Annotated in this window: 12 protein-coding genes; 5 read left to right on the forward strand and 7 right to left on the reverse strand. The window is 38.5% G+C overall.

The genetic code is table 11. The features are described from left to right. Positions 1–3: 3 nt before the first annotated feature. From A2294_00890 to A2294_00920, 7 genes are all read right to left on the reverse strand, one after another. The gene (locus tag A2294_00890) at positions 4–939 is read right to left on the reverse strand and encodes a tRNA (adenosine(37)-N6)-dimethylallyltransferase MiaA (protein ID OGH85313.1); all 936 of its coding nucleotides are present in this window, start codon (positions 937–939) and stop codon (positions 4–6) included. Between the two features lie 7 nt (positions 940–946). Beyond that, positions 947–2,254 (reverse strand): tRNA (N6-isopentenyl adenosine(37)-C2)-methylthiotransferase MiaB, encoded by a 1,308-nt coding sequence (locus tag A2294_00895; GenBank protein OGH85314.1) that lies wholly within the window; start codon positions 2,252–2,254, stop codon positions 947–949. A gap of 105 nt (positions 2,255–2,359) precedes the next feature. After that, positions 2,360–3,607, reverse strand: a complete 1,248-nt coding sequence (locus A2294_00900) for a hypothetical protein (GenBank protein ID OGH85315.1) — start codon at positions 3,605–3,607, stop codon at positions 2,360–2,362. 83 nt (positions 3,608–3,690) lie between these two features. Next, positions 3,691–4,995: a hypothetical protein gene (locus A2294_00905; GenBank protein ID OGH85411.1), complete on the reverse strand. Its 1,305-nt coding sequence runs from the start codon at positions 4,993–4,995 to the stop codon at positions 3,691–3,693. A 387-nt stretch (positions 4,996–5,382) separates the two neighbouring features. After that, a complete protein-coding gene (locus A2294_00910; GenBank protein ID OGH85316.1) occupies positions 5,383–6,342 on the reverse strand; it encodes a hypothetical protein in 960 nt (319 codons plus the stop codon). Between the two features lie 152 nt (positions 6,343–6,494). After that, a complete protein-coding gene (locus A2294_00915) occupies positions 6,495–8,315 on the reverse strand; it encodes a cell division protein FtsH (GenBank protein OGH85317.1) in 1,821 nt (606 codons plus the stop codon). Positions 8,316–8,381: 66 nt separating this feature from the next. Beyond that, positions 8,382–9,503 (reverse strand): hypothetical protein, encoded by a 1,122-nt coding sequence (locus A2294_00920; GenBank protein ID OGH85318.1) that lies wholly within the window; start codon positions 9,501–9,503, stop codon positions 8,382–8,384. Between the two features lie 325 nt (positions 9,504–9,828). On the opposite strand from A2294_00920, the gene A2294_00925 reads away from it, so the two are divergent. The 5 genes from A2294_00925 to A2294_00945 all read left to right on the forward strand — a co-directional run bounded on the left by A2294_00925 (position 9,829) and on the right by A2294_00945 (position 14,949). Continuing rightward, a complete protein-coding gene (locus A2294_00925) occupies positions 9,829–10,461 on the forward strand; it encodes a hypothetical protein (protein ID OGH85319.1) in 633 nt (210 codons plus the stop codon). A gap of 30 nt (positions 10,462–10,491) precedes the next feature. Further along, positions 10,492–10,929, forward strand: coding sequence for a hypothetical protein (locus tag A2294_00930; GenBank protein ID OGH85320.1), 438 nt, complete (start codon positions 10,492–10,494; stop codon positions 10,927–10,929). Between the two features lie 7 nt (positions 10,930–10,936). Then, positions 10,937–13,429: a DNA gyrase subunit A gene (locus A2294_00935; GenBank protein ID OGH85321.1), complete on the forward strand. Its 2,493-nt coding sequence runs from the start codon at positions 10,937–10,939 to the stop codon at positions 13,427–13,429. A gap of 72 nt (positions 13,430–13,501) precedes the next feature. Beyond that, the gene (locus A2294_00940) at positions 13,502–13,867 is read left to right on the forward strand and encodes a hypothetical protein (GenBank protein OGH85322.1); all 366 of its coding nucleotides are present in this window, start codon (positions 13,502–13,504) and stop codon (positions 13,865–13,867) included. A gap of 83 nt (positions 13,868–13,950) precedes the next feature. Continuing rightward, positions 13,951–14,949 carry a hypothetical protein gene (locus tag A2294_00945; GenBank protein OGH85323.1) on the forward strand — a complete coding sequence of 333 codons (999 nt, stop codon included), beginning with the start codon at positions 13,951–13,953 and terminating at the stop codon, positions 14,947–14,949.

Raw genomic sequence — 14,949 nt, forward strand, 5'->3', positions numbered from 1 at the left:
AAATTATTGAGCTAAAAAAACTTTAGTTAAATCTTCTGCCTCTTCTACATTTTCAATCCATTTAATTTCCGTAATACTTTTAAACCAAGTGATTTGACGCCTGGCATAATCATGTGTTCTAAATTTTATAAATTCCTTGGCCCTTTCCAAACTAATCTCTCCCCGCAAAAACATTCCTATTTCTTTATAACCGATTCCAGACATAGAAGGTAGACTCCATTTGTACCATTTAGAAATTAATTTTTGAGTTTCTTCTACCAAACCATTCTTAATTTGTTCTTCTACGCGTTCGTCAATTCTTTGATATAAAACCTCGCGTGTCTGAGTAATGCCGAGTTCTAAAGTTTCAAACAATTTTTCTCCTTTTCGCCAATTGCCGGCAAAAGATTGTCCGGTAAAATTAGCCACTTCTAAAGCCCTGACAACACGGCGTTTATTTTTTAAATCTATTTTTTCTGACGAAACCGGATCTATTTTTTTAAGTTCCTTTACTAATTCGGCTAAATCTTTTTTTTCTAAACTTTGACGCAAATCTAAATTGGGAGCCAGCCGGGGAATTTTTAAATTTTCTACAATCGCTTTAAGATAAAAACCGGTACCTCCAACCAAAATTGGTAAATTTCCCCGTTGTATAATTTCCGCCATTACTTGAAGGGCATATTCTTTAAATTCGGCGACGGAATAAATTTTATCAGGCTCTATTAAATCAATGCCATAATGTCGCACGCCTTCCACGTCAAAACATTCCCGACCATTTCCATCAACATTTTTTTTTCCTTCCACTTTGGCAGTACCAATATCCATACCCTTATAAATTTGCCTTGAATCAACAGAAATTATTTCACCTTTAAATTTTTGCGCCAAAAAAATTCCCAGAGCGGTTTTTCCCGAGGCGGTCGGTCCCACTACAGCAATTATTTTAGGTAATTTTTTAAACATAAATTCATTAAACAATTTCCCCACGTAAAACCCACATTCCCGCTTGTTCTACTTTCATTTTAACAATTTTTCCCACCAAACTCTCCCCACCTTTAAGCTGGGCAAACTTCATTTCGTAAGTATGACCGCTACATAAGCCATTTTCACATTTTTCTACCAATACCTCTATTTCTTTATCTTTAAAAATTTGATTCTTGCGCAAAACTATTTCCTCCATTAAATTCTGCAAAACCCACCACCGACGCTCTTTTTCTTCGCGGCTGACATCGTCTGACATTTTAAAAGCCGGGGTGCCGGAACGCGGACTATACTTGGCATTATAGGAAATATCAAAATCGGCTTGTTTATACAAATCAACTGTTTCTAAAAAATCTTCCGCGCTTTCACCGGGAAAACCAATAATGATATCCGTGCCCAGCGCTATACCAGGACGGGTTTTTTTTATTTTAGCGACTATTTCTAAATATTTTTCCTTACTATAATGACGATTCATTTGGGATAAAATTTTATCACTTCCCGCTTGCACCGGCAGATGCAAATAATTAACTTGCTTAGACAAATTTAAAGCGGCAATTATTTCATCATTCATATATTGTGGATCAGCGGCCGTGAAATGAATCCACTTAAGACCGCCTATTTGATTAAGTTCCCACAAAAGAGCGGCAAAATGATTTTTAAAAGGGTTGACTTTAGAAAAATTTTCCTCATCAGGAGCTTGATAGTTGTTAACTGTTTGGCCAAGCAAAATAATTTCCAAAAAACCCTTGTCTGCTAATTTTTTCACTTCCTGCAAAATTTTTTTTACCGGCCGATTACGTTCCCGGCCACGGCTATAAGGCACCACGCAATAAGCGCAAAAATTATTACAACCGGTTTGGATTGGAATAAATGCCTGAAAATTATTGGTATATTGCGGCGTAAAATCCAAATAATCCAACGCGGAGTTGGAAACCGACAAATACACACCCAAATTTTGCAGCATCTGAGGAAGATTAACTATATCAATAATGGGAAAAAATAAATCAGCCCCGGGGAAATTTTGACGTAATTTATTATTCTTATCTCTGCCGGGCAGACAACCGGTAACTGCTATTACCAAACGAGGATTATTTTTTTTAAGTTCTGCCAAATTTTTTACCTCGCCGATTACCCTGTCTTCCGCACTTTGCCTTACACTGCAAGAATTCAAAATAATCAAATCAGACTCTTCCGGCCTTTCAACTTTTTCCCAGCCTAAATCACACAAAAAACCGGCAATTCTTTCTGAATCGCTCTTATTCATCTGACAGCCGTAAGTGATAAGATAAAACTTCATAATAACTTATATTCTACTAAAAATGACTAAAAAATCAACCCCCTCCGCCCCTAAGACTTACTGCTTAACAAAAAAAAAGACCTCCGTATTAACGGAGGACTTTTTCTACTGATCTATCTTAATTTTTACACGACTCATTTCTTTAGGTACGGACAAAATCCAAGCCGGTGATAATTTAACCACGGCCTTTTCTATCCAGGGCAAAGAACGCAAATATTCTTCTACTATGGACTTTTTCTGACCCAAAATTTTACTTTTATCTATCACATCTTCCAAGTAACTAACTTGAGCCAGAGCATCTTGAGCTACTTTTAATTCGGCTGTTCTTGCTTTAAGATCAAACTTATTTAAACTAATCACCGGCAAATCCGGTTTGCCAACCACTACTTCATTCTCACTTAAAGCCGCCCGCAATTGTTCTGATAAAATTTTATTCAAACTCTGACTATTGTAAAATACTCCAATCACCACAACTTCTCCGGCTATTTTAAAACTATCGGCGGCTTCGCCTAATTTGGCCGCGCTTTTGTAAGATTGCGAGGAAACCTGCCAAACCGCATTATCAAAATTGACAGTGGATGTGCTTGTTTGCTTTAATTCATCCTGCGCCTGAACGGCCAATTCTTTAATTAAAGTTTCACCGGCTGTTTTTATGTCATCATCAGTGATTGTTTTTATAAATTTTAAGCCACCGGTCATTTTTTCTTTGTTCTCCGCAAAAATTACTTTTTGCAATTCCGTCGACAACCCGGGAATAGTAAATTCAGTCGGTCCAATTTCGTTTTCCACGCCAACTTTATCAGAATAAACATCTGATTCTGCCTGTCCCCGCGCCGGTATTACTAAAGTTTTTTTCATTCTAAACAAAATATTATTTGGAGATAACAATCTGGTGGTAGCTATCAAGGTTCTATCTTGATTAGTCTGGTTGTAAATTGTCACTCTGCCAGTAGCCTGACTGGGGGTTCCTTCGCCCTCGTCAGTCACGGCAACAAACTTCTCATTTTTTATATTTTTCTGCAAAACCATTCCATTAATTTGATTGGGGCCGGGATTTTGTGGTACTACGCCTAAAAGGAAATCCGCTTTAACATTTTTAGGTTTTAAAGATAAAGAAATTTCCGCCTTGCCCAGGGTAAAATACAAAACTCCCAAAATTAAAACCAACGCCACACCCAAAAAGGTTAAAGCAATAGTGCGATAAAAACGCGGCGAAGGATTAAAATCCTGCGGAATTATTATTGGCGCCTTAGAAAAAAACTCCTCTTCTAATTCCGGAGGCACATTAATTAACGGCTCTGAAATTATTTTTTTCTTACGCGGCCGAGCCGTGATAGTTTTGCGTGGAGGCATAAAAAATTAAATTTTTAAATTTTAATAACAAATTTTGTAGATAAATTGGTTAAACAGCGCAAATTGAGGGCGAAATAAAAAAACTATTCCACCACTCTAAAAACTTCTTCAACCGAAGTGATGCCTTGTAAAGCTTTTAGCAAACCGTCTTGAGCCATAGTGATCATACCATTCTTAATAGCCACCTCTTCCATAGCATAACCGGAAACATCATTTTTTAAAATTAAAGCCTCAATTTCTTTGTTCATTTCTAAAAGTTCATAGATACCAATACGTCCTTTATAACCCAAGCCATTACATGCTTCGCAACCAACAGGACCATAAAATTTTAAATTATCTAAAATGATTTGATGCTTGGTTAAAAATTCCGCTGGTAATTTTTGTAAAGTTTCTCTAGCTTTCTTTAAAGACATTTCCTCAAGAGAAATTTCTTTTTTACAAACATTGCACAAACGACGCACCAAGCGTTGACCCATGACCGCATTTAAAGCTGGCGCCAGCAAAAAGGGTTTAACGCCCATAGATAAAAACCTGGGCACAGCTCCAGCGGCATTATTGGTATGGATGGTAGAAAGCATAAAATGCCCGGTCAAAGCCGCTTGAATAGCCGTTTCCGCTGTTTCTAAATCTCTAATTTCACCTACCATGACAATATCCGGATCTTGACGCAACAAGGAACGCAAACCTTTGACAAAAGTATATTCACGGCTGGCATCAATTTGGCTTTGATTAACCCCCGGCATTTTATATTCCACAGGATCTTCTAAAGTAATAATTTTTACTCCCGGTTTATTTAATTGCTGTAAAATGGCATACAAAGTGGTAGTTTTACCGGATCCAGTGGGGCCGGTTGTAATTACCATACCCGAAGGTCTTTCTATTTGTTTTTTTAAAGCCCCCAGAAGGGTGTCTTGTAAACCCAACTCTTCAAAACTTAAAGCTGACACTGATTTTAAAATGCGCATTACCACTGATTCCCCAAAAACCGTAGGCAAAGTAGAAACACGAACATCAACTTTTGCGTTTTTCAAAACAATGGTATAACGGCCGTCTTGCGGGGTATCAATAATATTAATTTTCAATCCCGCCAAAAGTTTGATCCTGGAAATTATCCGTGACCATAATTCTTTAGAAATTAACCCTGCTTCTTGCAAAATTCCGTCCAAACGATAGCGTACCACCGCACCCTCTTCTTCAGATTCCACGTGAACATCCGAAGCCTCCAATTTTAAAGCAGCCGCCACCAACAGAGTAACCGAGTCTGTCACATTATCAAGATTGGCCAATTGTTTTTTAAACTCTATTAAAGAATTGATGCTGGAGCCTAAACGTTCCAAATCTTGTTCCGTGATACTAACATCTTTGGTGATTGGTTTAATAACAGGCAGAGCGGAATAAAATTTAACCGCTTCTTTAAAGCTGTTTTCCGAAATTAAATAAATAACGCCGCGGCTGTGATGCCTTTCTTCCAGAACATGCAAAAGTTCTTTGGCTTCTTCTTTTTGTGGATTGATGGCGCCCAACCTAATTTCCGATCCGGTAAACAAAAAACACACGACCTTCTTTTTTTGCGCTTCAATCTCGGGAATTAAACTAATGGCTTCCGCTGTAATTGGAAAACGAAAAAGATTAATATAAGGCGCGCCCAAAGACCCCGCCAATTTTTCCGCCTCGGTCTCTTTTTCTTTAATGACAATATCATGCATCTTGCCGGCCAATTTGGCGGCCGATTCATCAGAGGCTAATTTTAAAGACACTTTAGGCATAAATAAAAACTAACGACGAAATAATTGATTAGCTAAACGATGTAATTTGGCTGTGGCCGTTCCTTCTTCCATTCGTTTAAAAAGCAAAGTCCAAGCCACGGTATGGAAGGTCCCTAAAAATCCGGCCAACCATAAAATTAAGAGGATAGAAAATAAGGTTCCTAAGAAAAAAGCCACGTTGGTTAAAACAGGAAAAAGGATTAATAAACCAAAAAAAACAAAAAGAAAAGTAGGAATAGCAATAATAAACAAACCAAAAATCGTTAAAATACCAAATAAAAAATTAAGCAAAAAAATCACCACGGCCATTTCTAAACTGGTTAACCAATTTTTTATAAAAAGAAACCAAGCCATCTTTAAAGATTTTAACAAAGGATACTTCTTAATAGTGGCATAAGCCCCGGCCAGAACCATTAAAAGTGAAGCAATGATGGTAATAACTACCCCCAAAATAAAGAGAATGGGATAAATCCAAGGCCAGATATTGGAATTGTAGCCGCTCCAAATAAGCCACAGAGGAAAAATACTTAATAAAATGGCCAACCCCACAATGATTTTTAAGACTAGCAAAGGCCAAAAAACCAACCAAAAATTTTTATTAGTTTGCTGCCAAATTTTTCCCAAATCCATTTTTTTACCTTCATATTTATCCGTAGCCAAAATTAAAGTGGCAAAAGAACGAACAATCATCAGAACAAAAAAAACAGCCAAGCCCAAGCAAAGAAGAAACAACATTATTAACAAAGGAATTTTTGACCAACCACCAACAAAGTGCATTTCTGCTCGCCAAAAAAATGGCAAATGGGGAGTGAAAATCATTTGAACATTGCGGCTAAAAATTTCTAAAGCGCCGCCAGTGGCGATAAAGGCACTAAAAATACCAAAAACCCACATCATTTTATGATGCCAGGAAATTTTCCAAGCCTGACTGATAATTTGACGATAAAGAGAAGAATGTTTGGTAGACATAAAGAACTAAGATAAACAAAAAATAATTAAGTTAATTTAACTTAATGTTATTATACCAAATTTTAAAATTTGGGTCTAACAAACATGCCTAAGCATCTTTAAATTAAAAAACGCTCCTTAAATAAGAAGCGCTTTTTAATTTAAAATTTTTTTTACCCCTTCATTATCTCTTTAAACTCTTCTTGTTCCACCACTTCTTTTTCTAACAGCACTTTAACCAATTTGTCCATCTGTACACGATATCGGCCAATTATTTCCCCGGCTTTGTTTTTAGCCTCTTCCAAAATTCTAGAAATCTCCGCGTCAATTAGCTCAGCTGTCTTTTCACTATAACTTTTCTTCTCATGAATTTCTTGAGCCAAAAAAATCAATTCTTCATTATCAGCAAACATTCTGGGTCCTAATTTGTCACTCATGCCAAAACGCATTACCATAGAAGTGACTGACTGTGTGACTTTTTTTAAATCACTAGAAGGTCCGGTAGAAAGCTGGTCCTCACCATAAATAATTTTTTCTGCCATAAATCCGCCAAGCATCATAGATAAATTATCTTTCATTTTGGACAAAGTTTGATAATGTACATCTTTTTCCGGCATAGATAAAGTATAGCCCCCGGCTAATCCCCGACCGACAATAGAAACCTTGCGCACAGGATCACAGCCTGGCAAAAAATTGGCTACCACGGCATGTCCGGCTTCGTGATAAGCAGTCATTGTCTTATCTTTTTCTGTCATCACGCGAGACTTTTTCTCCGGGCCCAAAATTACTTTTTCTATGCTCTCTAAAATTTCTTCTTCGCCTACTTGTTTTTTACCGCGGCGCACTGCTAAAATAGCCGCCTCATTTAAAAGATTAGCCAAATCCGCTCCGGAAAAGCCTGGAGTACGCTCGGCAATTTTACGCAAAGAAACATTTTTAGCCAGCGGCTTACCTTTGGCGTGAACAAACAAAATTTCTTCTCTGTCTTGAATATCCGGCATGTCAATTATTACGCGACGGTCAAAACGACCCGGACGCAACAGGGCTGGATCTAAAACATCCGGTCTGTTGGTGGCCGCAATCACGATAACACCCAAATTGGGTTCAAAACCATCCATTTCTACCAAAATTTGATTTAAAGTTTGTTCTCTTTCATCATGCGAACCACCCAGCCCTGCTCCACGGCGACGTCCCACAGCGTCAATCTCATCAATGAAAACAATGGCTGGGGCTTCTTTCTTGGCGCGCTTGAACAAATCGCGCACGCGGGAGGCGCCTACACCCACAAACATTTCCACAAATTCCGAACCGGACATGTGCAAGAACGGCACATTGGCTTCTCCGGCCACAGCTTTAGCTAACAAAGTTTTGCCGGTACCAGGAGCACCCATCAATAAAACTCCCTTGGGGATCTTAGCACCCATCTCGGCAAATCTTTTAGGAGTGATTAAAAATTCCACCACTTCTTGCAGTTCTTCTTTGGCTTCGCGCGCTCCAGCCACATCTTTAAAAGTTTTTTTGTTTTTATCATCTTTGCCGGTTTCTCTGGCAGTGGATTGGCCAAAACCCATAGCCCGAGAATTAACCCCTTGCACTTGGCGCGTCATAAAATACAACAAAACGCCCAAAAGCAAAAAGGGTAAAACAAAAGGGAGCAAGTTGCTGATCCAAAAGGCCCAACCGTGATCATTTTTAATGGAGACTTGCACATCTTTTAATTTGGCCTGATCAACATTGTAGTTTTTAACCAAACTGCTTAAGGTATCACCGGCTTCTTTTTTAGCCTCTTGTACCGTATCATTCTTTAAAGTGGCGCGCAAAACATCGCCCTCCACTTCTATTTTTTTAATGTCTTGAGTTTGCAACTCGGCGATGATTTTATCCAAGCTAACTTGATCCACTTTGGTTTTGTTGGCGCTAAAACCGCCAAAAACCAAAGATAAAACCACCAACACGCCAACAAATAAAAGCAGGTTTTTAACAAATGGTGACATAGTTTTAATTTTAGATTAACAAATTTTAAACCTCCGGGCGGTCAAAATTAGTTAGTTAAAGAAAGACTAATTTTTTTCTTCTTTCTTTTGATGAGGTTCCTCCTGTCCAAACAATTTTAAACCCAAGCGATGTTTAGCCGGTTCAATAGAGATGATTTCAAAATCCAACAAATCCCCTTCTTTGGGATTTAATTCTCCCAAGCTGGAAACGTGCGCCAAACCTTGAATATCTTTATCTAATTCCACAAACAAGCCAAAAGGATTAACTTTTAAAACCTTACCTTTAACTTGCTGGCCCAAACCGTAGCGTTCTTTAATGCCTTCCCAAGGATCTTGAGTTAATTTTTTCATTGATAAGAAAATTTTGGCTCCTTCAATTTGAATGATTTCAGCTTTGATTTTTTCACCCACTTTTAAGATGTCTTTAGGATGATCTAATCTTTGCCAAGCGATTTCGGAAATATGAATAAGGCCTTCCACTTCATCAAATTTTACAAAAGCGCCGAAGTCGGTTAACGCGGTGATGGTGCCTTCTACAATATCCCCTACTTTATAAGAGCTGAGCATGCTGCGTTTTTCTTCTTCCCAAGCCGCCTTTTCGGAAACAATCAATTTATTTTCTTTTTCATTGATGTCTAAAACTTTCACGGAAAACATTTGACCAATGTAAGATTTTAATCTTTCCAAAATTCTGTTTTTATCACCGCCGGCTACGCGTGGATAATGTTCCGGATTTAATTGCGAGACAGGCAAAAAGCCGGAAACGGAATCCAAGCCCACCATTAAACCACCGCGGTTAGCATCTTTAATTTTAACTTGCACGATTTTGCCTTCTTTTAACAAACCGGCCAAAGCTTCCCAAGATTTGCGGGAACCTGCTTCTTTAAAGGAAAGCTCCATCTCGCCATTTTCATTTTCCAATGACAAAATAGTGGCTTCCACTTCATCGCCAGGTTTTAAATTAACAAAATCAGGAGACTCATACAATTCTTCACCGCGCACCACACCGGTTCTAAAACCCGGAAAATTAATGCGCACCAAAGAACGGCTTACGGAAAGCACTTCGCCCTTAACTAAGTCACTAATTTTAGGCACTTTGGTAAATTGCGCGTCGGCAATAAGTTGCTTAAAATTATTATTTTTCTTGTCCTCCATCACTCCTTTAATTTCTTCTTTTAAGGTAGTCATAAAACTATTTTATCCTTCAGTCTGAGGCCTTGGGATAATAAAAAGAGTTTCTCAACTCTTTCTAAAAGAAAGAATTAGCCGAAAATTATCTTGGCGGGAATTGGTGCTAAGCAAGTAAAATTGCGGCAACCATCTCCTTAGTTTAGCCATTTTTTGATAATTTCAGCCCCCATTTCTCGGGGTTTAATTAAGTTAAATACAGTATAGCAGTATATACGTAGGCAGTCAAGATTTAGGCAATCCCCCGTAACCTTACCCACTTGCACCCCCAGCCTAAATTTAGTATAATATATGTACATTTTAATATCTTGAAATCTTAAAAACTATGCATATTTCCTGGCTTGGTAATTCTGCCTTTAAAATAGAAACCAAAACTCCCCTTAAAGAAGAGGTCTCTATTCTCATCAACCCCTATAATCTACCCAAAGCTGATTTACCGCGCAATTTAAAAAGCGACATTGTGCTTTTAACAAATGGTGCAGAAAACACTATCACCCTATCGGGCGAACCTTTTGTTATTTCCACTCCGGGCGAATATGAAATTCAAGGCGTAATGATTTATGCCATCCCCCTGCCCAAAGTAGACAAAGAGGAGCCTCAACTCATTTATCATTTTGAAACAGAACTGATGTCCTTAACTTTTTTGGGCACTTTTAAAGGAAAACTCACCGATGAGCTTATAGAAAAATTAGGTGTGGTTGATATTGCCTTGCTTCCCATCGGTGGCAAAACTGTTTTGTCAGCCGATGAAGCCAATGATTTAATAGGCCAAATTGAACCACGCCTAGTAATTCCTCATTCTTTTAATTCGCCCGGACAAAATTTGCCCTTTGATAACGCAGATAAATTTGCCAAACTCATGGGACAAAAAGATGTTGAATGGTTACCCAAACTAAAAGTTAACAAAAGAGATTTGCCACAAGAAGAAACTAAATTAGTTCTATTAAGCAAGGGTTAATTTTTGCGTCTCGGCGATTAGCCCTAAAATATGTTTTATCAATCTATTTCTAAAGAAAAATTAGAAAAAGAAAAAAACAAATCTTTAAAAAAAAATTTGGTCAATTTAAATTCAACAAATAATTTTAATCGGCAAAGAAATATTTGGCTATGGGCAGGCACAGGTATAGTAATGTTAGCTATTTTATTTTTTTGGGTCCATACTCTGTCTGGTCAATTACAGATATCGGCATTGGGAAAAAGTATGGCCACGGATATTTTTCAAAATAACCAAAACGGATTAGAAAATCTTTTACAAGATTCCACCAGTGATTTAAATAATTTAAAAAAAGCGGCGGGTTCAATTTTAACAGAAATGAGAACAGCTTCTTCTACAGTTAAAAATTCCACCACTGCCCCCGCCGCCACTTTACCAACGCTTACCTCAGAACAAATTAAAGAATTAAAAAATAAAATAGAAAAAAAATAAAATAATTATGCCGAGAATCAAAGCCTTCTCAAAACAAGAAAAATTACCGGATATTGATCCTTTAGCAAACATAGGCAAAATTGTTATTCAGCCAATTATAAATGAAGTACAGGAATCATACTTAAATTATGCCATGAGTGTTATTATCGCCCGCGCCCTACCGGATGTGCGCGACGGTTTAAAACCGGTGCATCGCCGTATTTTGTACGCCATGTGGGAATCTGGATTACGCGCCGGTTCTAAATTCCGTAAGTCCGCCACCATCGTGGGTAATGTTTTAAGTTTGTATCACCCCCACGGCGACATGGCGGTTTATGATTCCATGGTGCGTATGGCCCAAGATTTTTCCTTGCGTTATCCTTTGGTGCATGGGCAGGGTAATTTTGGCTCTATGGATGGAGACTCGGCTGCCGCTTATCGTTATACCGAAGCCAAATTAGCCAAAATTGCCGAAGAATTACTTTTGGATATTGAATCCGAAACAGTGGATTTTTCCGCCAACTACGACGGCACGCACCAAGAACCACAAGTTTTACCGGCTAAACTTCCCAACTTGTTATTAAACGGCTCCATGGGTATTGCCGTAGGTATGGCCACCAATATTCCACCCCATAACTTAACCGAATTATGCGATGGCATCATTCATTTAATAGATCATCCTGATGCCGAAATAGAAGAGTTGACGGAATTTGTCAAAGGCCCGGACTTTCCTACCGGTGGTATTATTTATGATAAAAAAGAAATTGCTCAGGCCTACGCCACAGGCCGCGGTCGCGTAGTAATGCGCGCCAAAACAGAAATTGTAGAAGACAAAGCCGGTCAATTTAAAATTATTGTCACCGAAATCCCCTATCAAGTCAACAAGGCCACCTTAGTAGAAAGAATTGCCGAATTGGTGCACGAAAAAAAATTAGAAGGCATTAAAGATTTGCGCGATGAATCCAACAAAGAAGGCGTGCGCGTGGTAATAGAACTTAAAAAAGATTCCTACCCCAAAAAGATTTTGAATCAGCTTTTTAATCAAACTCAACTACAAGACACTTTCAATTTTAATATGCTGGCTTTGGTGGATGGCATTCAACCGCGCATCTTAAATTTAAAAACAATTTTGGAGGAGTACATCAAGCATCGCAAAAATGTAGTCCGCCGCCGCACTGAATTTTATTTAAAAAAAGCCGAAGAGCGCGCTCATATTTTGAAGGGTTTAAAAATTGCTTTGGACAATATTGATGCTATCATCAAAACCATTAAAAGCTCCAAAGACAAAGATGCGGCCCGCATTAATTTGATGGTCAAATTTAAATTAACGGAAATTCAGGCCAATGCCATTTTGGAAATGAAATTACAACAACTGGCCAACCTAGAAAGGCAAAAAGTGGAAGATGAATTAAAAGAAAAATTGGCCTTGATAAAAGAATTGCAAGCCATTTTGGCCTCCACTAAAAAAATTCAAGAAATTGTTAAAAAAGAAATTTTAGAAATCAAAGAAAAATTTGGCGATGAACGCCGCACGCAAATTGTCGCTCACGGGGTAAAAGAATTTTCCAGTGAAGATTTAATCCCTAATGAAGACACCATTGTCATGATTACGCAAGATGGCTACATTAAACGCTTACCGCCCGATACCTTTAAGACTCAGCATCGCGGTGGCAAGGGTGTGATTGGTGTCACCACCAAAGAAGAAGACGTGGTGGAACATTTATTCTCCACCACCACCCACGCGGATTTATTATTTTTCACCACCAAAGGCCGTGTCTTTCAATTAAAAGCCTATGAGGTGCCACAGGGATCCAGAACTGCCAAAGGCCAGGCCATTGTGAACTTTTTACAATTGGCTCCTGACGAAAAGATTTCCGCTGTGTTATCTTTAACCGATTTGGGAGACTTTAAGTATTTAGTAATGGTAACCAAAGAAGGTGTCACCAAAAAAGTGGACATTAAAGATTTTTCCAATGTGCGCCGCTCGGGCCTAATCGCTTTAAAATTAAAAGGTAGCGATACTTTAATGTGGGTCAAACCCTCTACCGGCTCTGATGAAATAATGCTCATCACCTCTGGCGGACAATCCATCCGTTTTAAAGAAAAACTAATTCGCGCCATGGGTCGCAATGCTTCCGGCGTCCGCGGTATCAGATTAAAAGGCAGTGATAAAATTATCGGCATGGATATAGTTGATCCTAATTTAGCCAAGTCTTTTCAATTATTCATTATTTCCGAAGAGGGTCTGGGGAAACGCACACCTCTCGCCCAATATCGCCTTCAAGGACGTGGCGGCTCAGGTATCAAAACCGCTAAAGTGACCAAAAAAACAGGCAAAATTATTGGCGCTTACGTGGTAAATGCCAAAGATGAAAGGGACTTGATGATTATGTCTAACAAAGGACAAATTATCAGATTACCATTTGGTACAGTGTCTGTTTCCGGACGCGCTACCCAAGGCGTCAGATTAATGCGCTTTAAAGAAACTAATGACAAAGTAGCCAGCGTGACTTTAGTATAAACCAATTTAAAAACGGAGCGTTCTAAAGCCCCGTTTTTAAATTATGGAAGCTTAAAAAATTGAATAATCATTATGAATTTGTATTACAAAAAAGTAAAGGACAAGGGACGGGGAGTATTTTCTAAAAACAAAATTACAAAAGGGACAATAATAGAAGTATGTCCAGTGATTCCCCTATCTAAAAAAGAATTAAAGTTTATAGAAAAAACTCGTTTGGACAAATACTATTATTGCTGGGGAAAAGGATTTAAAGAAGGATCTTTGCCTTTAGGTTTTGGCTTGCTTTACAACCATTCTTACCATTCCAACGCCAATTACAAATTTGATCTTAAAAAACAGACTATTACTTATTTTGCAGTAAAAAATATCCCCGCTAATGAAGAAATAACAGTGAATTACAATAGCAGTCCGGATGACGAAACACCATTTAATCTTTAAGGTAATAATTTTAAAAACCACTTTGGAGATTCCAAGGTATTTTTTATTGCCAAAAAGCTTCAAGTGTCGTATAATATTAGCATATGAATATTGCCGATGCCTTGCGACAATTCCTAGAATACTTGGAAATCGAAAAAAATCGTTCACCTAAAACCGTGCACAACTATGAATTTTATTTGCAACGTTTTATAAACCAAACCGATATAAAAAATCCGGCCGATATTACCTTAGAAGTGGTACGTCAATTTAGACTTTGGCTACATCGCCAAAAAGAAGCCACTGCCGGCAGAGAAATCAAAACCTCCACTCAAAACTATCATTTAATTGCTCTGCGTTCCTTTTTAAAATACCTTTCCAAACGCGACATTAAAACTTTGGCTCCGGAAAAAATAGAATTAGCTAAAATGCCGGAGCGTCAAATTTCTTTTTTAGAGGGCGGTGATTTGGATAGATTTTTAGAGGCGCCCCTGCAAAAAAAGACAGCGGGGAAAAGCGGAGAACTTATTAAATTGCGAGATAAAGCTCTTTTAGAAATGCTTTTTAGCACAGGACTCCGCGTCTCCGAATTAGCTAATCTTAAAAAAGACGACATCAACCTAAACAAAGAAGAGTTCTCCGTTCGCGGCAAGGGTGGAAAGATACGCGTGGTATTTTTAAATAATCAGGCTAAATACTGGCTTAAAAAATATTTGGACAGCCGGCAGGATATGAGTCCTTTTATTTTTGTGCCGCTGGACAGGGCGGAAAAGGGCAGGGAAAAGCAGGAAGGGAGAGAACGAGCCGGCGGGGTCTTGATTAAACTTGGAAAAAATGATAAAATAATGGCCAATGGCTTAACTCCCCGTAGCATTCAAAGGATGATAGAAGGATACGCCCGTGCCGCCGGTATTACCAAAAAAATTACGCCCCATGTCTTGCGCCACAGTTTTGCCACTGATTTACTGCACAATGGAGCGGATATTAGAAGCGTGCAGGCCATGCTGGGTCACTCTTCCATCACCACCACCCAAATTTATACCCACATTACAGATAAAGGCTTAAGAGACGTTTACAAAGCCTTTCATGGCAAAAAAAGAGGATAA

It is taken from the genome of Candidatus Magasanikbacteria bacterium RIFOXYB2_FULL_38_10 (assembly GCA_001783145.1).
Lineage (GTDB): Bacteria > Patescibacteriota > Patescibacteriia > Magasanikbacterales > UBA10003 > GWC2-40-17.

What these genes read in the sequence shown, in the direction of transcription:
- A2294_00890 (OGH85313.1), bottom strand. Translation starts at nt 939, where the DNA reads ATGTTTAAAAAATTACCTAAAATAATTGCTGTAGTGGGACCGACCGCC.
- A2294_00895 (OGH85314.1), bottom strand. Translation starts at nt 2,254, where the DNA reads ATGAAGTTTTATCTTATCACTTACGGCTGTCAGATGAATAAGAGCGAT.
- A2294_00900 (OGH85315.1), bottom strand. Translation starts at nt 3,607, where the DNA reads ATGCCTCCACGCAAAACTATCACGGCTCGGCCGCGTAAGAAAAAAATA.
- A2294_00910 (OGH85316.1), bottom strand. Translation starts at nt 6,342, where the DNA reads ATGTCTACCAAACATTCTTCTCTTTATCGTCAAATTATCAGTCAGGCT.
- A2294_00915 (OGH85317.1), bottom strand. Translation starts at nt 8,315, where the DNA reads ATGTCACCATTTGTTAAAAACCTGCTTTTATTTGTTGGCGTGTTGGTG.
- A2294_00920 (OGH85318.1), bottom strand. Translation starts at nt 9,503, where the DNA reads ATGACTACCTTAAAAGAAGAAATTAAAGGAGTGATGGAGGACAAGAAA.
- A2294_00925 (OGH85319.1), top strand. Translation starts at nt 9,829, where the DNA reads ATGCATATTTCCTGGCTTGGTAATTCTGCCTTTAAAATAGAAACCAAA.
- A2294_00930 (OGH85320.1), top strand. Translation starts at nt 10,492, where the DNA reads ATGTTTTATCAATCTATTTCTAAAGAAAAATTAGAAAAAGAAAAAAAC.
- A2294_00935 (OGH85321.1), top strand. Translation starts at nt 10,937, where the DNA reads ATGCCGAGAATCAAAGCCTTCTCAAAACAAGAAAAATTACCGGATATT.
- A2294_00940 (OGH85322.1), top strand. Translation starts at nt 13,502, where the DNA reads ATGAATTTGTATTACAAAAAAGTAAAGGACAAGGGACGGGGAGTATTT.
- A2294_00945 (OGH85323.1), top strand. Translation starts at nt 13,951, where the DNA reads ATGAATATTGCCGATGCCTTGCGACAATTCCTAGAATACTTGGAAATC.